At 66.3% G+C, this 20,284-nt stretch carries 18 protein-coding genes; 11 read left to right on the forward strand and 7 right to left on the reverse strand.

Going from position 1 to position 20,284, the window contains the following annotated elements; genetic code table 11:
- Window positions 1–182: 182 nt before the first annotated feature.
- Window positions 183–2,036 carry an EAL domain-containing protein gene (locus tag H4P35_RS12555; protein WP_226849257.1) on the reverse strand — a complete coding sequence of 618 codons (1,854 nt, stop codon included), beginning with the start codon at window positions 2,034–2,036 and terminating at the stop codon, window positions 183–185.
- A 203-nt stretch (window positions 2,037–2,239) separates the two neighbouring features.
- Between H4P35_RS12555 and rdgB the strand changes: the two genes are divergently transcribed.
- The 5 genes from rdgB (at window position 2,240) to ntrC (ending at window position 8,471) form a co-directional block, all read left to right on the forward strand.
- Window positions 2,240–2,863, forward strand: coding sequence for an RdgB/HAM1 family non-canonical purine NTP pyrophosphatase (gene rdgB / locus H4P35_RS12560; protein ID WP_056317482.1), 624 nt, complete (start codon window positions 2,240–2,242; stop codon window positions 2,861–2,863).
- Window positions 2,864–2,897: 34 nt separating this feature from the next.
- Window positions 2,898–4,118: a radical SAM family heme chaperone HemW gene (gene hemW / locus H4P35_RS12565; protein WP_226849259.1), complete on the forward strand. Its 1,221-nt coding sequence runs from the start codon at window positions 2,898–2,900 to the stop codon at window positions 4,116–4,118.
- A gap of 183 nt (window positions 4,119–4,301) precedes the next feature.
- Complete coding sequence (glnA, locus tag H4P35_RS12570; RefSeq protein WP_056317488.1) at window positions 4,302–5,714, forward strand: type I glutamate--ammonia ligase; 1,413 nt, start codon at window positions 4,302–4,304, stop codon at window positions 5,712–5,714.
- 187 nt (window positions 5,715–5,901) lie between these two features.
- A complete protein-coding gene (glnL, locus tag H4P35_RS12575; RefSeq protein WP_056317491.1) occupies window positions 5,902–6,966 on the forward strand; it encodes a nitrogen regulation protein NR(II) in 1,065 nt (354 codons plus the stop codon).
- Entirely contained in the window at window positions 6,966–8,471 is a 1,506-nt protein-coding gene (ntrC, locus tag H4P35_RS12580) for a nitrogen regulation protein NR(I) (RefSeq protein WP_142055390.1), read from the forward strand. Before glnL ends, ntrC begins: the two co-directional genes overlap by 1 nt.
- Window positions 8,472–8,501: 30 nt before the next feature.
- Here the strand turns inward: ntrC and H4P35_RS12585 are convergent, their stop codons facing one another.
- Entirely contained in the window at window positions 8,502–9,413 is a 912-nt protein-coding gene (locus H4P35_RS12585) for a LysR family transcriptional regulator (protein ID WP_056317499.1), read from the reverse strand.
- A 181-nt stretch (window positions 9,414–9,594) separates the two neighbouring features.
- Between H4P35_RS12585 and H4P35_RS12590 the strand changes: the two genes are divergently transcribed.
- From H4P35_RS12590 to H4P35_RS12610, 5 genes are all read left to right on the forward strand, one after another.
- A complete protein-coding gene (locus H4P35_RS12590; RefSeq protein WP_056317502.1) occupies window positions 9,595–10,293 on the forward strand; it encodes a pirin family protein in 699 nt (232 codons plus the stop codon).
- Window positions 10,294–10,406: 113 nt separating this feature from the next.
- The gene (locus H4P35_RS12595) at window positions 10,407–11,312 is read left to right on the forward strand and encodes a pirin family protein (RefSeq protein ID WP_226849261.1); all 906 of its coding nucleotides are present in this window, start codon (window positions 10,407–10,409) and stop codon (window positions 11,310–11,312) included.
- Window positions 11,313–11,414: 102 nt separating this feature from the next.
- A complete protein-coding gene (locus H4P35_RS12600; protein ID WP_226849263.1) occupies window positions 11,415–12,005 on the forward strand; it encodes an ABATE domain-containing protein in 591 nt (196 codons plus the stop codon).
- A 171-nt stretch (window positions 12,006–12,176) separates the two neighbouring features.
- Window positions 12,177–13,049, forward strand: coding sequence for an alpha/beta fold hydrolase (locus tag H4P35_RS12605; protein WP_226849264.1), 873 nt, complete (start codon window positions 12,177–12,179; stop codon window positions 13,047–13,049).
- A gap of 54 nt (window positions 13,050–13,103) precedes the next feature.
- On the forward strand, window positions 13,104–14,009 hold the full coding sequence (locus H4P35_RS12610; protein WP_226849265.1) for a LysR family transcriptional regulator: 906 nt from the start codon (window positions 13,104–13,106) through the stop codon (window positions 14,007–14,009).
- 6 nt (window positions 14,010–14,015) lie between these two features.
- Here H4P35_RS12610 and H4P35_RS12615 read toward each other — a convergent pair whose 3' ends face one another.
- A complete protein-coding gene (locus tag H4P35_RS12615; protein WP_226849266.1) occupies window positions 14,016–14,480 on the reverse strand; it encodes a RidA family protein in 465 nt (154 codons plus the stop codon).
- Window positions 14,481–14,533: 53 nt separating this feature from the next.
- On the reverse strand, window positions 14,534–15,280 hold the full coding sequence (locus tag H4P35_RS12620; RefSeq protein ID WP_226849267.1) for an SDR family NAD(P)-dependent oxidoreductase: 747 nt from the start codon (window positions 15,278–15,280) through the stop codon (window positions 14,534–14,536).
- A 207-nt stretch (window positions 15,281–15,487) separates the two neighbouring features.
- Here H4P35_RS12620 and H4P35_RS12625 point away from each other — a divergent pair, with 207 nt between their 5' ends.
- Complete coding sequence (locus H4P35_RS12625; protein WP_226849268.1) at window positions 15,488–16,465, forward strand: tripartite tricarboxylate transporter substrate binding protein; 978 nt, start codon at window positions 15,488–15,490, stop codon at window positions 16,463–16,465.
- 52 nt (window positions 16,466–16,517) lie between these two features.
- On the opposite strand, the gene H4P35_RS12630 is transcribed toward H4P35_RS12625, so the two are convergent.
- From H4P35_RS12630 to H4P35_RS12640, 3 genes are all read right to left on the reverse strand, one after another.
- Window positions 16,518–17,294, reverse strand: a complete 777-nt coding sequence (locus tag H4P35_RS12630) for an ABC transporter ATP-binding protein (RefSeq protein WP_152384370.1) — start codon at window positions 17,292–17,294, stop codon at window positions 16,518–16,520.
- A 5-nt stretch (window positions 17,295–17,299) separates the two neighbouring features.
- Window positions 17,300–18,970: an iron ABC transporter permease gene (locus H4P35_RS12635; RefSeq protein ID WP_226849270.1), complete on the reverse strand. Its 1,671-nt coding sequence runs from the start codon at window positions 18,968–18,970 to the stop codon at window positions 17,300–17,302.
- Window positions 18,971–19,115: 145 nt separating this feature from the next.
- Window positions 19,116–20,159: a Fe(3+) ABC transporter substrate-binding protein gene (locus H4P35_RS12640; RefSeq protein ID WP_226849272.1), complete on the reverse strand. Its 1,044-nt coding sequence runs from the start codon at window positions 20,157–20,159 to the stop codon at window positions 19,116–19,118.
- Window positions 20,160–20,284: the final 125 nt, after the last annotated feature.

Here is a 20,284-nt window from a genome sequence, read left to right on the forward strand (position 1 = left end):
CCGGCATTGCGTCGGTCAACCATGCGGTGGCCGATATCGAACGAGCCACGCAGGAAACGGCCGCAATGGTCGAACAGACGGCGGCTGCCGCGGCGGCGCTGGAATCCCAGGCGCAAGGACTGCGCCGGGCCGTGGCCAAATTCCAGATCGCGCAGGGGGCGCAGGCCGCGGCGCGCGAGGCCTCAGCCGGTGAGTTGCGGCAGGGCGGCGCCGGTGTAGCGCTCGGCCACGAGCGACAGATTCCCGTGTTTGACCTTGTGCTTGACATGGGCGGCCGCCGAGGCGATGTCCTCAGGGCGGATGCGCTCGCATAACGAGGGCGTGACGGTCAGGGCGCCCACGCCCAGCGTCACGAACGGAAAGAAGCGCGGCACGCCGTAACGGTCTTCGGCCTCGATGCCGCCGTTGCGGCGGCCCTGTTCGTCATACAGGGCCACGGCTTCCTCGTTGAATTCGGCAATGATGCGCTCGATGCGCGCCATCCAGTCGGGGCTGCGCAGCAGCACCACGAAGTCGTCGCCGCCCACGTGTCCCACGAAATCGCGCTGCGGATCGCAGTGCCGCTTGATGACATCGGCGGTCAGCATGATCATGTCGTCGCCGCGCCAATAGCCGTACACGTCGTTGAAGGGCTTGAAGTTGTTCAGGTCGCCGTAGCAGATGGTGAAGTCGGCGGCGTCTTCGAGCAGCGTGGCGATGTGCCGGCTGATGGGGATGTTGCCGGGCAGGGACGTCAGCGGATTGGCGTAGCGCGCCGCCTCGATCCGCATCTCGGTCACCGAGCGCACCAGCGTTTCGCCGGTGGCCAGGCCGTCGTAGCGGCCGTCGCGCGTGATGATGAGCCCGTCCATCAGGTAGCGCTGGTCTTCGGAAATCAGCACGTGGCTCAGCTGGTCGATGGACACGTTGACATCCACCAGCACCGGCTCGGCGTTCATGAAGGTCGAGCAGGCGTCGCGGCCGAAGAGCTCGCGCGTGTAGCGCTGGGCGTAGTGTTCCGAGAAGTCGCGCCGGTTGATGATGCCGACCGGACGGTTGTCGGCGTCGATCACTGCCACGGCGTGCAAATTCTTGTGCTCGATGAAAAGACGATGCACGTCATCGTTGGTGTGCTTGGTCAGCAGCGCGGCCGGCGCTTCGACGCGCAGGCTGACGGCGGTGCCGCCGGCGGCGCGTTGCGACACCGGCGCCGACGTGCGGGAACGCAGCGAATCCCGCAGCGGCGGCGTCAGTTCGGTCAGCAGGATTTCCTCGGGCATGCCCAGGAACCAGCCCTGTGCGTAGCGGATATCCAGCTCGCGCACGACGGCCAGGTCTTCGGCGGTTTCGATGCCTTCGGCGATGACCGATGTGCCCAGATGCTGGGCCACCTTCAGGATGGCCCGCACCATGTTCTGCTTGCGCTCATCGTGGCCGATGCCGTCAAAGAAGTAACGGTCGATCTTGACCAGCTCGGGCTGGGTTTCCGCCCAGAGCTGCAGGTTGGAATTGCCGACCCCGTAATCGTCCAGCGCGATGCGCATGCCGGCTTCGCGCAGGCACGCAAACGCGTTGTGCAGGTCGGCCATGCGGTCGGACAGGGGATCCTGTTCGGTAAGTTCGACAACGATGCTGGCGGGCTCGAGGGCGCAATCCTTGAGCAGCCGCGCGGGCATGTCGTAGCCCCAGAGGGTCCAGTAATGGAGCAGGGCAGAGCCGGACAGGTTCAGGAACAGCTTGCCGGCGGCGTCGTTCTGTTCGAACCCCCGCGCGCCCGCGCGAAAACTGGCCAGTTCAAGCTGCGGGTGCAAGCCTTGACGGCGCGCCTCGGCGAACAGGGCATCGGGATAGTGCAGGGGCGTGTCGGCGGGACCGCGGATCAGGCTTTCGTGCCCATAGATCCGGCTGTGGGACAGGTCGATCACCGGCTGGAAGCGCGGACGCAACAATCTTTCGCGCAGGATGCCAGCCAGGCTGGCGTGGGCGGGCGCTCCGCCGGGAAGCTGATGGGGAGCACGGGCCGCCGCAGGCCGTGGCAAAGCGTGAATGGAGTTCATCGCCGGGGCATTGAGAAACGATCAGTGACAAGATGGGTCATATTGACAACAAAATATGTCTGCGTTGTTGCGCCGAATCGTTGACGTGCAATCTTCGGGCGCTGTTACAAAAGTGTCAACAAGCAATTCACCCGGGCGTGGTACCCGCGCCATCATCGTGGAATGCACGCCTGCCGCAGGCGCGCCCCTATACAATCCGCCCTATGACATCCCCCAAGATTCCCGACTCCCTGCGCCGCGTCGTCCTGGCGTCCAACAATGCCGGCAAGCTGCGCGAGTTCTCCGCCTTGTTCGCGCCGCTGGGCATTGAGCTGGTGCCCCAGGGCGAACTGGGCGTGCCGGAAGCCGAAGAGCCGCACGTCACCTTCGTCGAAAACGCGCTGGCCAAGGCGCGCCACGCCAGCCGCTTGACCGGGCTGCCCGCGCTGGCGGACGACTCGGGCCTGTGCGTGGCCTCGCTGGATGGCGCGCCTGGTGTCTATTCGGCCCGCTACGCCAAGATGCACGGCGGCGAAAAGTCCGATGCGGCCAACAATGCGTTGCTGGTGCGCAACCTGGCATCGGTCGAGGACCGCAGCGCCTGGTACGTGGCGGTCCTGGCGCTGGTGCGTTCCGAGAACGATCCCCGCCCGCTCATCGGCGAGGGCCTGTGGCATGGCGAGATCATCGATGTGCCCGAAGGCGCCAACGGTTTCGGCTACGATCCGCACTTCTACCTGCCCGACATGGCGCTGACCGCCGCGTCGCTGGATCCCGACGAAAAGAACCGGGTCAGCCACCGCGCCCGGGCGCTGCGCGAGCTGCTCAGCAAGCTGGGCAACGCTTGAACACGGCGCCGGCAAGGCGCCAGGAATTTTCCGCATGTCCATCACCATTCCCATCCGCAACGACATGGGCGCGCCTAAGTCGCGCCTCGTCGTGGCCGCTGGCGCCACGCTGACCAGCCTGCCGCCCCTTTCCGTCTACGTCCACGTGCCCTGGTGCGTGCGCAAATGCCCTTACTGCGATTTCAACTCGCATGCCGCGCCAGGCGAAATTCCCGAGCGCGCCTATCTGGACGCGCTGCGCAGCGACCTGGAACAATCGCTGCCGTCCATCTGGGGCCGGCAGGTGATTTCCGTCTTCATCGGCGGCGGCACGCCCAGTTTGCTGTCGGCCGCCGGCCTGGACGAGCTGCTGGCGATGTTGCGGGCGTACCTGAACCTGTGGCCCGACGCTGAGATCACGATGGAGGCCAATCCGGGCACGGCCGAGGCCGGCCGTTTCCGGGACTATGCGGCCAGCGGGGTCACGCGCTTTTCGTTGGGCATTCAGAGCTTTGACGACGCCCAGTTGAGAAAGCTGGGCCGCATCCACGATGCCGCGCAGGCCCGCGCGGCGATCGACATGGCGCAGCGGGCGGCGCCCCGCGTCAACCTGGACGTGATGTTTGCCTTGCCCGGCCAGACGCTTGAGGCCTGTACGGCCGATCTGCGCGAGGCCATATCGTTCGGCACCGAGCATCTGTCGCTGTACCACCTGACGATGGAACCGAACACGGTCTTCGCGAAGTTTCCGCCCGAGGACCTGCCCGACGATGACACCAGCGCCGCCATGCAGGACGCGGTGGAGGCCGAGCTGGCCGCGGCGGGGCTGGCGCGCTACGAGGTCTCGGCCTACGCCAAGCCCGGCGCCCGGAGCCGCCACAACATGAATTACTGGGAGTTCGGCGACTACCTGGGCATCGGCCCGGGCGCGCACGGCAAGCTGTCGTTCCATGACCGCATCGTGCGCGAGGCGCGCCTGAAAAACCCCGATTCCTGGATGCAGGCCGCGATGGCGCGCGATGGCAGCCACCTGGCCGAAAGCCGCCACGTCGGTCCGGACGAGCTGCCGTTCGAGTTCATGCTCAATGCGTTGCGCCTGAAAGACGGCGTGGCGGCGACGGCGTTCAACGAACGCACCGGTTTGTCGCTGGCCGTCATTGCGCACCAATTGGAGGCAGCCTCGAAACGGGGCTTGCTGGACGCCGATCCCACCCGCCTGCGGGCAACCCCGCTGGGCTGGCGCTTCCTCAATGACCTTCAGGAAATGTTCCTGTAAGGTGCAAGCACCAAGATGGGGCGATCATGCCCCACCTTTTGCACCATAGTGGTGCTACATTTCCTCAAGTCCAACCTGCCTCCCCCCGGGAATACCGGGGTTAAACCTGGCACGCTTATTGCTTCCCTCTTTTATGCCAGTCGACGGGCAAAGCCCTCGACCCTTTTATCTAATGGAGATGACATGGCAAGCCCGAAAGACGTCCTGAAACAGATCGCCGATAACGAAGTGAAATTCGTGGATTTCCGCTTTACCGATACGGTTGGCCGTGAGCACCACGTTTCCGTGCCCACCACTGCTATCGATGAAGACAAGCTGGAAAGCGGGCAGGCTTTCGACGGTTCGTCGATTCCGGGCTGGAAGGGCATCGAAGCCTCCGACATGCTCCTCATCCCCGACTGCTCCACCGCCAACCTGGATCCGTTCCGCGAAGAGCCGACCCTGATCCTGTCGTGCGACGTGGTCGAACCGTCGGACCTGAAGGGCTATGACCGTGACCCGCGTTCGCTGGCCAAGCGCGCCGAAGCCTACCTGAAGTCCTCCGGCCTGGGCGACACCGCCTACTTCGGTCCGGAACCCGAATTCTTCGTGTTCGACGGCGTGACCTGGAACACCGACATGTCGGGCACGTTCGTCAAGATCAAGTCCGAAGAAGCGCCGTGGTCCACCGGCCTGGAATTCGAAGGCGGCAACACCGGCCATCGTCCTGGCGTGAAGGGCGGCTACTTCCCCGTGCCGCCGGTCGATTCGTTCCAGGACATGCGTTCGGAAATGTGCCTGCTGATGGAACAGATGGGCGTGCCGGTCGAAGTGCACCACCATGAAGTGGCGGCGCCTGGTCAGCTCGAAATCGGCACCAAGTTCAGCACGCTGGTCCAGCGCGCCGACTGGACGCAGATCGTCAAGTACATCGTGCACAACGTGGCCCATGCCTACGGCAAGACCGCCACGTTCATGCCCAAGCCCATCGTTGGCGATAACGGCTCCGGCATGCACGTCCACCAGTCCATCTGGAAGGACGGCCAGAACCTGTTCGCGGGCAACGGCTACGCCGGCCTGTCCGAATTCGCCCTGTACTACATCGGCGGCATCATCAAGCACGCCCGTGCCCTGAACGCGATCACCAACCCCGGCACGAACTCGTACAAGCGTCTGGTCCCGCACTTCGAAGCGCCCGTGAAGCTGGCCTACTCGGCCCGCAACCGCTCGGCTTCGATCCGCATTCCGTACGTTGGCAACCCGAAGGGCCGCCGCATCGAAACGCGCTTCCCGGATCCCCTGGCCAACCCGTACCTGGCTTTCTCGGCCCTGATGATGGCCGGCCTGGACGGCGTCCAGAACAAGATCCACCCGGGCGATCCGGCCGACAAGAACCTGTACGACCTGCCGCCGGAAGAAGACGCGAAGATCCCGACCGTCTGCGCCTCACTGGAAGAAGCGCTGGAAGCCCTGGACAAGGATCGCGAGTTCCTGACCCGTGGCGGCGTGTTCAGCAACGACATGCTCAACGCCTACATCGACCTGAAGATGGCCGATGTGACGCGTCTGCGTATGACGACGCACCCGGTCGAATTCGACATGTACTACAGCCTCTGATGTCTTGAGGCCGTGGCTGGGGGGAGCGCGATGATGTAGGCAGAAACCAGGGCCCACACCACGCGCACCACCAGGTAGCCGCCCGATGAATTGCCCGCCCGGCGCCGCGCCGGCGGGCAGGGCGTCGGGCCGGCTCGCCCGTCGCGGACGCGTTCCGCTTTCCCCTGTCCATTCGGGTACGTTGAAAATGAATGTTGAAGCTCTCGATCTGCTAGCCACGTCAGTTTTCCTGGTCAACGAGCGCGGCCACATCGAATACGCCAACGCAGCCGCCGAGGACCTTTTCGGCCGTTCGCGCAAGCAACTTGGCGGGCACTCAGCCGCCACCCTGTACGACAACCCTGAGAATATCCAGTCATCGATCGACCGCGCCGCGGGCGGCAGGTACGCCGACGTGAGGCAACTGGCCTCGTTGCGCCGCGCCACCGAATCCGTGGAAGTGTCCGTGACCACCGTGGGACTGACCGGCCAGCGTTGGCCGGTACTGATCGAGACGCGTGAAATCGAGCAACGCGTGCTGGCCGACCGCAACCACCGGCTGGTGGACGAGATCGAAGCCCACCGCGAACTGCTGCGCAATTTGGCGCATGAGGTCAAGAATCCCCTGGGCGGACTGCGCGGCGCCGCGCAGTTGCTGGAGGCCGAGCTGCCCAGCGCGGCCCTGGCCGAGTACACCCAGGTCATCATTTCCGAAGCCGACCGCCTGCAGGCGCTGGTGGACCGCCTGAGCGGTCCGCAACGTGTGCCGCTCAATGCGCGGCCGGTGAACATCCATGAAATCTGCGAGCGCGTCTGCGCGCTGATCCAGGCCGAGTTCCGCAACGACGTCACGATCCAGCGCGACTACGACGCCTCGGTGCCGGACCTGAAGGGCGACGCCGCCCGCCTGATGCAGGCCGTGCTCAACGTCGCACGCAATGCCGCGCAGGAACTTGTGGCGCGTCCGCAAGGTCCGCAGACCGAACCCGGAGTGGTGACGCTGCGCACACGTGTCGCGCGGCAGGTCATGCTGGCGCACCGTCAGCACCGCCTGGCGCTGGTGCTGTCCATCATCGACAACGGTCCTGGCGTGCCGGAACACATCCGCGACCGCATCTTCCACCCGCTGGTCACGGCCAGGGCGGGCGGCACCGGCCTGGGCCTGAGCCTGGCGCAGGACTTCGTGCAACAGCACGGCGGCATCATCGAATTTGAATCCCGACCGGGGCGCACCGAGTTTCGCCTGGTCCTCCCGATGGAGCCCGCAAACTGATGAAACCCGTATGGATCGTCGACGACGACCAGGCCATCCGCTGGGTCCTCGAAAAGGCCCTGGCCCGCGCTGGCGTCCCCACCCGCAGTTTTTCCCAATCGGCCGACGTGCTGGAGGCGCTTTCGCGTGAAACGCCCGTGGCGCTGGTGTCCGACATCCGCATGCCCGGCGGCAACGGCCTGGAGCTGTTGCGCCAACTGAAAGAGCGCCATCCCGGCCTGCCGGTCATCGTGATGACGGCGTTCGCCGACCTGGACAGCACCGTGTCCGCGTTTCAGGGCGGCGCGTTCGATTACCTGGCCAAGCCGTTCGACGTGAACGAGGCCGTCGCGCTGATCCAGCGCGCCATGCAGGAATCGGCGCAGCCCGAAAGCCCGGAGGGGCAGGGCGAGGCGTCGCAGAACAACGAGCGCTGGATGATGACGCAATCGTCGTCCACCGCCATGCAGGAAGTCTTTCGCGCGATCGGCCGGCTGGCCCAGTCCAAGGTCACCGTCCTGATCACCGGCGAGTCCGGCACCGGCAAAGAGCTGGTGGCCCGCGCGCTGCACGGCCACGGCGTGCGTGCCAGCGGACCGTTCGTGGCGCTGAACGCCGCGGCCATCCCGCGCGACCTGCTGGAAGCCGAACTCTTCGGCCACGAGCGCGGCGCCTTCACCGGCGCCAACAATCTGCGCCGCGGACGCTTCGAAGAGGCGCACGGCGGCACCTTGTTCCTGGACGAAATCGGCGACATGCCGATCGAACTGCAGACGCGCCTGTTGCGCGTGCTGGCCGAGGGCAGCTTCTATCGTGTGGGCGGCGCGCAACCCGTGCGCGTGGATGTGCGCATCGTGGCCGCCACGCACCAGCCGCTGGAGCAACGGGTCGAGCAGGGGTTGTTCCGCGAAGACTTGTTTCACCGCTTGAACGTGATCCGGCTGCGGCTGCCGCCGCTGCGAGAGCGCGTCGAGGACATTCCCGCGCTGGCCCAGCACTTCCTGACCGCCAGCGCGCGCACGCTGGGCGTGCCCGTCAAGCGGCTGACGCCCGAGGCGCTGGCCGTGCTGACCAAGTTCGACTTTCCCGGCAACGTGCGCCAGCTTGAAAACTTCTGCCATTGGCTGACGGTGATGGCGCCGGGCCAGACGGTGGACCGCGTGGACCTGCCGCCCGAGATCCGGGCCATGGAACACCAGCCGCAGCCGGGCGCGGCGCCCTTGCGGGCCGCCCCGCCCGTCGCGGGAGTGGGCACCGTGGTGCAAGCCGGCGCGTACGCCGAGCAAGCCGCAGGCGACGCCGCGCCGCGCAATTGGCAGGATTCGCTGCTGCGCGACGCGCAGTACCGGCTGGAGCGCGGCGAACCGGCCGTCATGGCGACGCTGACCCGCCAGTTCGAGAAAATCCTCTTGCAAAGCGCGCTGGACGCCAGCCGCGGGCGCCGGGTGGAAGCGGCCTCCCGTCTGGGGATCGGCCGCAATACCATCACGCGCAAGCTGCGCGAGCTGGGCATCGAAGACGAATAGCCGTGCTATAGACCGGTCCGGTGGACCGGTCTATAGCCCCAGCAGGCTCTCGCACAGACGCGGGGACTTCAGCTTCTGCAGCCACCACTTCATGGCCTCGCCCGGCGGCTCCGCCCGCCAGGCGTAAGCCACGTGTTCCGTCAGGGACATGCCCTCATCCGTCTCACACACCACCAGCAGACCCTGCGCCAGGTAGGGCGCGGCCAGCGTCAGCGGCAGATAGCCGCAGCCCAGGCCGCGCACCTGCGCCTCGATCTTGGCCTGCATCGACGGCATCACCAGCGTCGGCTGATCGGACAGAATGCCGCGCGACTGTACGGGCAGGTTGCGTGACGTGTCGGCAATAACGACCGCGCAGTAGCGCGTGATGTCGGCGCGGCTAAGCGGCTGGGGCAGGGCGGCCAGCGGATGGTTCGCCGCCACGCAGAACCCGAATTGCATCACGCCGATCGCCTGCGAGCGATAGGGACCTGTCGGCTCGCCCGCCGCGCCCGCACCGATCACCAGGTCCGCGCGCCCTGAGGTCAGCGCATCCCAGTTGCCGCTCAGGACTTCGGTTGAGAAACGCAGCGTCGTGGCGCTGCCCACCGCATGGAATTCATCGATCAGGTCATAGATGGGCCGCCACGGCAGCACCGCGCTGACCGCAATGCGCAGCTGCACCTCCCACCCGGTCGCGATGCGTTTGACCCGGCTGGCCAGTTCGTCCAGCGACTGCAGCAGATGCCGGCCGTCCTTGAGCAGCGCCTCGCCCGCTGGCGTCAAGAGCGCCCGATGCCCCGATCGGTCGAACAGCAGGACGTCCAGGCCGTCTTCGAGCTTGCGGATGGAATACGTGACGGCGGAGGGCACCTTGCCCAGTTCGCGCGCGGCCTTGGCGAAGCTGCCGTGGCGCGCGATGGCGTCAACGAGGACGAGGAGTTCGGGCGTGATGGGCTGCATGGAAGGGGGCGAAAAGTGGGGATTCAAAAAATTTGAATGAAGTCATCAAAATATAGCGCCAAAACCGGCGGTCGGGGCGCGCAGAATATCACTCATGCCGGGGTTGCAGACAAACGGCAAGGCAGAAAGCCCAGCCAAGACGCAGCCCTAACCATTCATATTATTGAAACAGGAGTTCACCATGCTTACGATCCGCCGCGCTGCTGAACGGGGTCACGCCAACCACGGATGGCTCGATTCGTTCCATACCTTCTCCTTTGCCAACTACTACGATCCGGCTCACATGGGCTTTGGCGCGCTGCGCGTGATCAATGACGACCGCATCGCCGCGGGCCGCGGCTTCGGCACGCACGGTCACCGGGACATGGAGATCATCACCTATGTGCTGGACGGCGCGATCGCCCACAAGGACAGCATGGGCAGCGGCTCGGAAATCCAGCCCGGCAACGTCCAGCGCATGAGCGCCGGCCGCGGCGTGATGCACTCGGAGTTCAACCCGCGCCCCGATGCCGAAACGCACATGCTGCAGATCTGGATCGAGCCCAACGTGACTGGCATTGCGCCGGAATACGAAGAGCGCGCCTTCAGCGATGCGCAAAAGCGTGGCCGTCTGCAAGCCCTGGTGTCGGGCGACGGCATCGACGGATCGATGAAGATCCATCAGGACGCGCGTCTGTACGCCGGCCTGTTCGATGGCGACGAGTCGGCCTCGCTGCCGCTGGCCGCCGGCCGCCGCGCCTGGGTCCATGTGGCCCGCGGCAGCGTGACCGTCAACGGCGCCGCGCTCAATGCCGGTGACGCCGTGGCGATCACCGACGCCGGCAGCGTCGAGCTGTCGGGCGGCAAGGACGCCGAAGTGCTGGTGTTCGACCTGGCCTGACGCCAACCGCCGGGCGGATCCTGGAATCCGCCCGGCTCACCCGATTACCCCCCATTACCGGCCCTGAGGCCATTAAGATGGCCCCAGGCCAATCCATTGCGGAGCATTGCACCATGTCGACCCTGTCCCAAGCCGGCGAAAGCCAGATCGAAACCGTCGTGGTGCCGCGCACCAGCGACCTGGGCGGGTTTTCCGTCCGCCGCGCCATCCCTTCCATGCAGCGCCGCAGCGTCGGTCCGTTCGTCTTCCTGGACCAGATGGGTCCGGCGGACTTCGACATCGGCGCCGGCATCGACGTGCGGCCGCATCCGCATATCGGGCTGTCCACCGTCACCTACCTGTACGAAGGCTCCATGGTCCATCGCGACGGGGCAGGCAACACGCAAACCATCCTGCCCGGTGAAGTGAACTGGATGACCGCCGGCCGGGGGATCGTGCACTCCGAGCGCTCCTCGCCGGAAAGCCGCCTTGCGCCGCAGCGGCTCTCGGGGCTGCAGATCTGGGTTGGCCTGCCCACGGCGCACGAAGAAACCGATCCGGGTTTCGTGCATTACGGCCTGGATGCGCAGCCGGTGGTCGAAGGCGAGGGCGTGCGCGCCCAGGTCGTTGCCGGTTCGATGTTCGGCAAGACCTCGTCGGTCAAGACGCTGTCGCCGCTGTTCTACGGCGACCTGCAACTGCAACCGGGCGCCACGACGGTGCTGCCGGCCGAGCACGAAGAACGCGCGGCCTATCTGGCCAGCGGCACGGTGGAAATCGACGGCCAGGAGTACGAGAGCGGTCGCCTGGTGGTGTTTGCCCCGGGCAAGCCGGTGCAGATCCGCGCCAAGACCGCCGCGCGCTTCGCGCTGCTGGGCGGCGAACCGCTCGACGGTCCGCGCTTCGTGTGGTGGAACTTCGTGTCCAGCAGCAAGGACCGGATCGAACAGGCCAAGCAGGATTGGCAACGCACGCGCTTCGATCAGATCGTGCCCGGCGACGAGACCGAATACATCCCGCTGCCGGAACCACGCAACTGAGCGGGGCGGGATGACAATGCGTGAAGGGCGGCGCAATGCCGCCCGTGATCGTGTAACTTTTATTATTTAATTTTGAGGGTTACACTGTCGCCGGAGATCACCATGAACACCAGCCACGCACCCGAATTCCGACAACTGGGCGACCACGTCGCCCTGGACATGATCAACACCGTCGAGCAGAGCAGCGCCGGCCCCGTCGACCGATGGCAGTCGGATGCGGACGTGGCGGGCTGGCTGTCGCTAACGGGTATCGCCGCCGCGCAGGGCGCCGCGCCGTCCGGTTTGCTGGAAAGCGCGCGCGGCCTGCGCGAAACCGTCCGAGAGCTGGTCGCCCAGCGCAAGGCGCACGCACCGCTGGCGCTTTCCGCGCTGAATCGCGCGCTGGCGGCGGGCGGCAGTCACCTCGAGCTTGCGCCGGCAGACGATGGCAGCCTGGTGGTGTCGCGCCGTTATCCCTCGCAGACGGCGGCGCAATGGTTGCTGCCGGTGGCCGAAGCGGCCGCCGATCTGCTGGCGCATGGCGACTTCGGCCTGGTACGCAAATGCGAAAGCGATGCGTGCTCGCTCTGGTTCTACGACCGAACGCGCTCGCACAAGCGGCGCTGGTGCAGCATGGCGTTGTGCGGCAACCGGCACAAGGTGGCGGCGTTCCGGCAGCGCGAGGCGGCGGACGCCAGCGCCAAGGCGAAATGACAACGATCGATGGTTTCCAGCCCGGCTCAAGCCGGGCTTTTTCATGACCGCGCCAAATCATCCTTGCGTAACCAGTAAAATGGATGTTGACAGGTTACGCAAAATGCGTAGACTGTGTCGTGAAGCTTCGAAACCCTATCGTCATTCTTTGCCCGAATACCGGAGATCCTCATGAATGCCCAGCCCGACCACACCGTCCATTACCGCCATGCACAGGCCGACGGCCTACGCTTTTTCTACCGCGAAGCCGGCGACCCGCAAGCGCCTGTACTTCTGCTGCTGCATGGCTTTCCCACGTCCTCGCATCAGTTCCGCAATGTCATCCCGCAACTGGCCGCGCACTTTCGCGTCATCGCGCCCGATCTGCCCGGCTTTGGCTTCACCGAAGTCCCGGCCGAGCGCGGCTACCGCTACACCTTCGACAATCTGGCCAAATCGCTGGAAGCGTTTGTGGACGAACTGGGGCTGACCCGCTACGCGATGTATTTCTTCGACTATGGCGCGCCGACCGGATTGCGGCTTGCGGTGGCGCACCCCGAGCGCGTGACCGGCCTCGTTTCGCAGAATGGGAACGCGTATCTCGACGGCCTGGGCGACGCGTGGGCGCCCATCCGCGCCTACTGGAACGACCCGTCGCCCGCCAACCGCCAGACCATTCACGACGCCATCCTGAATTTCGAAGGCACCAAGTGGCAGTACGTGCACGGCGTGGCGGATCCGGACAGCGTCGCGCCCGAAGGCTATACGCTGGACGCGGCCCTGCTTGAACGGCCGGGCAACAAGGACATCCAGCTCGATCTGTTTCTGGACTACGCGAACAACCTGACGCAATACCCCGCGTTCCAGGCGTTCTTTCGTCAGGCCCAGGTGCCGACGCTGGCAATCTGGGGGCGCAACGATCCGTTCTTCATTCCGCCGGGCGCCCAGGCCTATCGTCGCGACAATCCGGATGCCGTGGTTGAACTGCTGGACACCGGCCACTTCGCGCTGGAAACTCACGGCCAGTACATCGCCCAGCGCATCATCGATGTGTTGGGGCGCTGACCGGCGAGGGTGGCCCGATGGTTTCCCCGGCCGGATGTCACGGCAGGAGCCCGAATGACGCGCCACTTTGACGACCTGCAGCTGGGCAGCATCGAGATGTTCTGCCTGGCGGCGGAACTCAGCAGTTTTACCGCGGCCGCCAACGTTGCGGGTGTGACGCCGGCGGCCGTCAGCCGCAGCGTCTCGCGGCTGGAGGCGCGGCTGGGCATCCGGCTGTTCGTGCGCAGCACCCGGCATATCCGCCTGAGCGACGAAGGACGCGCCTACTTCGAACAGGTGCGCCCGGCCATTGCGCAACTGGTCGACGCCGAACGCCAGGTGGGCGGGCAGGGCGCCGCGGGGCGCCTTCGCATCAGCTTGCCCACGCCCTATGCGCATTACCGCGTCCTGCCGCTGCTGCCCGCGTTTCGCGACAAGTATCCCAACGTGGACGTGCACGTTCATATCAGCAACCGCAATGTCGATTTTGCTGATGACGGCTATGACCTGTCGGTGCGCGGGCGCGCGCCCGACGACTCGGCGCTGATCGCGCGCAAGCTGGAGGATGCGGAGCTGGTGGTGGTCGGCGCGCCCGAGTACCTTCGCCGGCGCGGCACGCCGCAAGCTCTGGCGGACCTGGCCGTGCACGATTGCATCCAGTTCGACCGGCCCAGCAGCGGGCGCCGCATTCCGTGGACGTTTCAGGTGGACGGCGAAGCGGTCGACATCGTGACCGACGGCGCCTATGGCACGGGCGAGGATGTGCTGGGGGGCGTGGCGTTGGCCCGGGCGGGCGCCGGGCTATTCCAGACGTATCGCTTCGTGGTCGAGGACGACCTGCGCGAGGGCAGGCTGACCGAAGTGCTGCAGCAACATGGCGGCAGCACCCGGCCGTTCGTGTTGCTGTACCCGCATGCCCGGCACGTATCGCGCCGGGTGCGGGCGTTTGTCGATTTCCTGGTCGACAAGCTGGCGGACTGAGCGAGGTCAGCTGCCTTTCAACTGCGCGATCACCACCAGGATCACTGCCGCGTTGCCCGGCTGCTGCGAAACCGAATTGGCGGTGCGCGCGTGGCCGGCCTTATCGCCGAGCACGCGCGCGAACAGGCCGGATGCGCCATCCAGCACGGTGGGCTGATCCAGAAAGCCCGGCGCGCTGGCCACATAGCCTTCGACACGGACTAGGTGGTCCAGCCGGTCAAAGCTGCCAGTGTGCTGGCGAATCTGCGCCAGCACGTTCAGCGCGGCAAGTTCGGCGGCCTGCCGGCCCTGATCGACGGTAAGCTCCGCGCCCACTCGGCCCTGCCACACCACGCGCCCGTCGCGCAGCGGCAGTTGGCCCGAGATGAACAGCAGGTCGCCCGCCTGGCTGACGGCGGTGTACTGGCCCAGTGGCTTGGGGGCGGGCGGAAGGGTCAGGCCTAGGTCGGCCAGTCTGGCTTCAATGGTCATGGTGATCTCTTGGTATCGGGACGCCCGCCGCGCGGCGGGCGTCCGCTGGGGGGCTACCAGTGGCCGGCGGCGGCGCCGCCATCGACCGGAAGGATCGCGCCGGTGGTGTAGGCCGAATCGGTCAGGTAGGTCACCGCGCCGACGATGTCTTCCACCGTGCCCATGCGGCCGGCCGGCTGCAACGAGTTCAGGAAGCCGAACGTGGCCGGATCGTGCATGGGCGTTTCGATGATGCCGGGCGCCACGGCGTTGACGCGGATGTTCCTGTCCGACAGTTCGATCGCCAAGGCCCGTGTAGCGTGATTCAGGCCGCCCTTGATCAGCACGGGCAGCAGCGCGGGGACCCGGCTGCTGGGCTGCATGGCGATGCTGGCCGTGATGTTCACGATGTGGCCCTCGCGCTTTTTCGACATATGCGCGGCCGCCTGCTGGGTGATGTGAAAGAAGCCCTTCAGGTTGGTGTCGATGATGCGGTCCAGGTCTTCGTCGGTGTACTCGCCCAGCGGCTTGGGAATGAAGATCCCGGCATTGTTGACCAGCACGTCGATACGGCCGAACCGCTCGGTGGCCTGGCGCACGATGCCGCGGGCGGTGCTGGCCAGCGCGATGTCGCCGGCGACAACCAGGAAGCGGTCGGGCAGGCCCGGGCCTTCGTGCGCCAGGCGCTCGGCGGCCGCATCCAATCCCTGCTGGCTGCGGGCGTTGCCCACCACGTTGTCGCCGCGGCGCAGGTATGCCCGCGCCAGGGCAAATCCAATTCCGCTGGACGCGCCCGTGATCACTACAGTCTTGTTCGACATTTCAATACTCCGGTTTGGCTTTTGGGATGCCTGCGCGCTCAGACAGTGAGACGAACTATAGGAGCCGGCGGTCGGGCGATAAACGCCCGCGGCGGAACATGAATTGATACGTGGCGGAACAAGCGCGGGCGTCGCTGCTGGGCGGCGGCGCCGTCCGGCGATAATATGCGCTACCCGTGCATCAACAACAAACGGGAGGGAGACATCATGCGTTGCAATACCCACAATGCGCTGCGCGGATTGGCCGCGCTGGCGTTGATCCCGTGCGCCGCGTCTGCGCACGCCGCCGGCTATCCGGCCAAGCCCATTACCTTCATCGTGCCGTACACCGCCGGCGGGACGACCGATCTGGTCGCGCGTACGGCGGGACAGAAGGTGGCCGAGAAACTCGGGCAGCCTGTCATCGTCGAGAACCGTCCCGGGGCGGGCGGCAACATCGGGATGGATGCCGTGGCCAAGGCGGCGCCGGACGGCTACGTCATCGGCTTTGGCGCGATCTCCACGAATGCGCTCAATCCTTTCGTGTACCCGAAGATGCCGTTCGATCCGACCAAGGATTTCACGGGAATCAGCATGCTGGGCGCGTCGTCCGTGGTGCTGGAGGTGGGGCCGTCCGTGAAGGTGGACAGCGTCAAGGATCTGGTGGCCTACGCCAAGGCAAATCCCAACACGTCGTACGGCACGCCCGGCACGGGTACGTCCATGCACCTTGCGGGGGTGATGTTCGACCAGGTGACCGGGGCAGGCATGCAGCACGTGCCGTACAAGGGCAGCGCCCAGGCCTTGAACGATCTGCTGGGTGGGCACCTGCCCGTGATGTTCGACAACCTGCCCGCGTCGCTGCCGCACATCAACGCGGGCAAGATCCGCGCGCTGGCGGTGACGGGCAGCAAGCGTGCGCCGGCGTTGCCAAACGTGCCGACGCTGGCCGAACTGGGCTATTCAGGGGCGGTGGTGGATCCGTGGTTTGCGGTGTATGGGCCGGCCGGCATGTCGCCCGAGGTGACGCGCGCGTTGAGCGAAGCCTTCCAGGCGGCGCTCGCCATGCCGGACGTCAAGGACAAGTTGGAGAAGGCCGGCTTCATGCCCTATGGCTCGACCCCGCAGGAAGTCGAGCGTCTGACGCAAAGCCAGCATGAGGCCTTCAAGGCCTTGTCGCAGAAGGTGAAGCTGTCGGCGGACTGATCCGCCAGGCGCGGTCCCGGCTCGGTTGGCGCCGGGGGCGCCGGGGGCGCGGCTAGCGGCCGCGCGCCAGCGCCTGTTCGCGCTGCTCTTCAAGCGCCTCGCGGCGGATGAAGTCGCGCACGAAGGCGTCGGCTGGGTGATGGTGCAGGTTGTAGGGCGTGTCCCACTGCGCGATACGGCCCTTCGCCATCACCCCGATGCGGTCGGCGATGGCGAAGGCTTCGGCCTGGTTGTGCGTGACCAGGATCGCGGTGTGACCCGTGGCCTTCAGGATCTCGCGTACCTCGAAGGCCAGGCGCTCGCGCGTGTCCACGTCCAGGTTCGAGAACGGTTCGTCCAGCAGCAGCAGGTCGGGCGACGGCGCCAGCGCGCGCGCCAATGCCACGCGTTGCTGCTGGCCGCCGGAGATCTCGTGGGGATAGCTGCTGGCAGCATGCGCCAGGCCGACGAGTTCGAGCATTTCTTCGACGCGGCGGGCGCGATCCTGCCGCGACAGCTTGCGCAGTCCGAACGCCACGTTCAGGCCGACGGTCAGATGGGGAAACAGCGCGTAGTCCTGGAACATCATGCCCACGCGGCGCAGCTCGGGCGCAACCTGTTCAGTGGGCGATGAGATGACCGTGCCGTCCAGCAGGATGCGGCCGGCTCGCACCGGCTCGAAGCCGGCAATGGCGCGCAGCACGGTGGTCTTGCCGCAGCCGGATTCGCCCAGCAGGCAGCCGATGTGGCCGGCGGGCAGGCCCAGCGACAAGTCCTGCACGATCGGCTTGACGCCCGCAGGCGTCTCGTAGGCGAGGGAGATATGGTCGATTTCTAACAGATCGGGCACGATGATCAATGTCCCATTTTCAGATTGGTGCGCGCCAGCAGGATGACCGGCAGCAGGCCGGCCAGGACGATGGCCAGCGCGGCCACGGCGCCTTCTTCGTACGTGCCGCGCGCGGCTTCCGCGTATAGCCACGTGGCGAGGGTGTCGAAATTCATGGGGCGCAGCAGCAGGGTGGCGGGCAGTTCCTTCATGGCGTCCACGAACACCAGCAGCGCGCTGGCCGCCAGCGCCGGACGCAGCAGGGGCAAATGGACGCGGCGCAGGGTGCCGGCCGACGTTTCGCCCAGAAGGCGCGAGGCCTGCTCGAGCGACGGCGGGATGCGCGCCAGCCCGGCTTCCACCGCCCCGGTCGAAATCGCCAGGAAGCGGATGGCGTAAGCGCAGACCAGCGCGCCCATCGATCCCATCAGGAACAGGCCCGTGCCGCCGAAGACGCGCGCGACGGCGGTGTCGATCCACACGAACGGGGTGAGAAGACCAATGGCCAGCACGGTGCCGGGCACCGCGTAGCCCAGGCTGGCGACGCGGGCGCACGCGCGGCCCGGGTTGAACCCGGCGCTTTCGCGCAGGCTGCGGCCCGCCCACGCAACGATCAGGCCGCACAGCAGGGTGACGACCGTGGCGCTGGACGCGACGATGAGGGTGTTGGTCAGGCCGCCGATCAACTGGTCCGAGACGCCGCCCACCAGATGCAGGCGCTTGTAGGTTTCCACGACCAGATACAGCGCCGGCGCGGCGAAGCCCACCAGCACCGGAATCCAGCCCAGCACGGCCGCCACCGCGGCAGCGGGGCCGCGCAGCCGGCGCGGCTGCATCGGACGCATGCGCTGCGTGTTGGCATAGCGCTGCCGCTTGCGGCCATGGCGTTCCAGCAGGATCAGCCCGATGACGATCGCCAGCATGGTCAGCGCAATCTGCGCCGCGCCGGCCAGGTCCGAACGGGTCACCCAGGTGGTGTAGACGGAGACGGTCAGCGTTTGCACGCCGAGAAATTCGGAGGCCCCGATATCGTTCAGCGTTTCGAGCAGCGCCAGGCTGACGCCCACCACGATCGCGGGACGGGCAAGGGGCAGGGCGACGCGGCAGAACACCGCCACGCGGCCCGCGCCCAACGTGCGGGCGGCTTCAAGCAGGCCCGCCGCCTGCGTCATGAACATCACGCGGGTGCTCAGGTAGACGTAGGGATACAGCACGAAGCCCAGCACGAAGATGGCGCCGTAGAGGGAGCGCAAATCGGGCAGGCGGAACTCGCGCGGGCTGTCGTAGCCCAGCAGGGCGCGGATCGCCGACTGGATGGGGCCGATGGGATGCAGCAGGTCCAGGTAGGCGAACGCGATGATGTAGGTCGGCACGGCCAGGGGCAGCAACAGCGCCCAGGTCAGCATCCGGCGCGTCGGAAATTCGTAAGCGGTCACCAGCCAGGCGGCCCCGGTGCCCAGCAACGTCACGACGATACCCACGCCGGCCAGCAGCATCACCGTGTTCGCCAGCGCCTGCGGCAGCACATAGCTGGCCAGGTGCTGCCAGTGTCCAAGGCTGCCGCCCAGCGCCCACCAGCCCAGCGTCAAGACCGGTGCGAGCACCGCCAACGCGATCAGGCCGGCGCCAACCAGCCAGCCGGTTCCGCGTTCAGACCAGCGCAGCCGCAGCGGCCTGGGCAAGGATTCTGTATACATGCTTCAAAGTCGGTTGCATCAAAGGCAAGGCCTGTTCCCCCCAAAAAGCGGGAACAGGCCCTACGCGCGGGCCCCGGTTCAGGGGCACGCGCGTGTCGTTGCCGTAGTCACGCGCTGCACGCCGGCAGCGCGGTGCGGCAGCTTATCAGTTATCGAAGCCGACCTTGTCCACCAGTTCGCTGGCTTGCTTGCGATGCTTGGCGATCTCGGTCAGGGGCAGGGGATCGACCTTCAGTTCACCGAAGCTTGCGATCACCGGGTCCAGCTTCACGCCCTTGCGGACGGGGTACTCGTAATTGGCCTGGGCATACATGGCCTGGGCGGGTTCGGACACCAGGAAGTCCAGCAGCTTGACGGCGTTGGCCTTGTTGGGGGCGTGCGCCGCGACCGCCGCGCCGCTGACGTTCACGTGCGTGCCACCGCTCTTGGCATTGGCGAACGTCGGGCGGATGACCTTGATGGCGTCGCCCCACTTGCGGGCGTCGGTGCCCGGCTCGGCGTTCTTCATGTGGCCGACGTAGTAGGCGTTGGCCAGACCGATGTCGCAGATGCCGCCCAGGATGTCGCGCGCCACGTCGCGGTCGCCGCCGGCGGCCTTGCGGGCCAGGTTGGCCTTGACGCCGCGCAGCCACTTTTCGGTGGCTTCGGCGCCGTCATGCGCGATCATGGAGGCGACCATCGCGGTGTTGTAGGGGTGCTGGCCCGAGCGGATGCAGACCTTGCCCTTCCACTTGGGGTCGGCCAGGTCTTCGTAGCGGAAGGCTTCGAGCTTCAGGTCCTTTTCCACGTACAGCACGCGGTCGCGCAACGACAGGGCATACCATTTGCCATCGGCGCCGCGCAGGTTCGCGGGAATGACCGAATTGAGGGTGTCCGACTTGACGGCTTGCGTCACGCCGCCGTCCACCAGGTCGAGCAGGTTGCCGATGTCCACGGTCATCAGCACGTCGGCGGGCGACTTGGCGCCTTCAGCCTTCACGCGCTCGAGCAGGCCGTCCTTGACGAAGACGGTGTTCACCTTGATGCCGCTTTCCTTGGTGAAGGCATCCAGCAGCGGCTGGATCAGCTTGGGTTCCCGGGTGGTGTACAGGCTGACTTCCTCGGCGGCGTTGGCCGACACGGTGAAGGCGGCGGCGCCAGCCAGCGCGAGCGCGCGCAGCAGCGAATTCAATTGGGGACGATTGATCATGAGGGGAACTCCAGCTAGGGCCGAAACGAATTTTTTGCCGCGCGCCTGCTGCGCTCAGGGGGCGCCGCCACGCAAAGCAGTCTGCTAACGAAAATGATTATCAAAAGAGAGAGCGACAATAACAG

Source organism: Achromobacter sp. 77 (assembly GCF_020541125.1).
Lineage (GTDB): Bacteria > Pseudomonadota > Gammaproteobacteria > Burkholderiales > Burkholderiaceae_B > Achromobacter > Achromobacter mucicolens.

Bases quoted from the DNA above. Each gene is read 5' to 3' on its own strand.
- H4P35_RS12635 (WP_226849270.1), bottom strand. From the start codon at position 18,970: ATGTATACAGAATCCTTGCCCAGGCCGCTGCGGCTGCGCTGGTCTGAA.
- H4P35_RS12615 (WP_226849266.1), bottom strand. From the start codon at position 14,480: ATGACCATTGAAGCCAGACTGGCCGACCTAGGCCTGACCCTTCCGCCC.
- H4P35_RS12610 (WP_226849265.1), top strand. From the start codon at position 13,104: ATGACGCGCCACTTTGACGACCTGCAGCTGGGCAGCATCGAGATGTTC.
- H4P35_RS12595 (WP_226849261.1), top strand. From the start codon at position 10,407: ATGTCGACCCTGTCCCAAGCCGGCGAAAGCCAGATCGAAACCGTCGTG.
- H4P35_RS12585 (WP_056317499.1), bottom strand. From the start codon at position 9,413: ATGCAGCCCATCACGCCCGAACTCCTCGTCCTCGTTGACGCCATCGCG.
- ntrC (WP_142055390.1), top strand. From the start codon at position 6,966: ATGAAACCCGTATGGATCGTCGACGACGACCAGGCCATCCGCTGGGTC.
- H4P35_RS12620 (WP_226849267.1), bottom strand. From the start codon at position 15,280: ATGTCGAACAAGACTGTAGTGATCACGGGCGCGTCCAGCGGAATTGGA.
- glnL (WP_056317491.1), top strand. From the start codon at position 5,902: ATGAATGTTGAAGCTCTCGATCTGCTAGCCACGTCAGTTTTCCTGGTC.
- rdgB (WP_056317482.1), top strand. From the start codon at position 2,240: ATGACATCCCCCAAGATTCCCGACTCCCTGCGCCGCGTCGTCCTGGCG.
- H4P35_RS12605 (WP_226849264.1), top strand. From the start codon at position 12,177: ATGAATGCCCAGCCCGACCACACCGTCCATTACCGCCATGCACAGGCC.
- hemW (WP_226849259.1), top strand. From the start codon at position 2,898: ATGTCCATCACCATTCCCATCCGCAACGACATGGGCGCGCCTAAGTCG.
- H4P35_RS12600 (WP_226849263.1), top strand. From the start codon at position 11,415: ATGAACACCAGCCACGCACCCGAATTCCGACAACTGGGCGACCACGTC.
- glnA (WP_056317488.1), top strand. From the start codon at position 4,302: ATGGCAAGCCCGAAAGACGTCCTGAAACAGATCGCCGATAACGAAGTG.
- H4P35_RS12625 (WP_226849268.1), top strand. From the start codon at position 15,488: ATGCGTTGCAATACCCACAATGCGCTGCGCGGATTGGCCGCGCTGGCG.
- H4P35_RS12590 (WP_056317502.1), top strand. From the start codon at position 9,595: ATGCTTACGATCCGCCGCGCTGCTGAACGGGGTCACGCCAACCACGGA.
- H4P35_RS12555 (WP_226849257.1), bottom strand. From the start codon at position 2,036: ATGAACTCCATTCACGCTTTGCCACGGCCTGCGGCGGCCCGTGCTCCC.
- H4P35_RS12640 (WP_226849272.1), bottom strand. From the start codon at position 20,159: ATGATCAATCGTCCCCAATTGAATTCGCTGCTGCGCGCGCTCGCGCTG.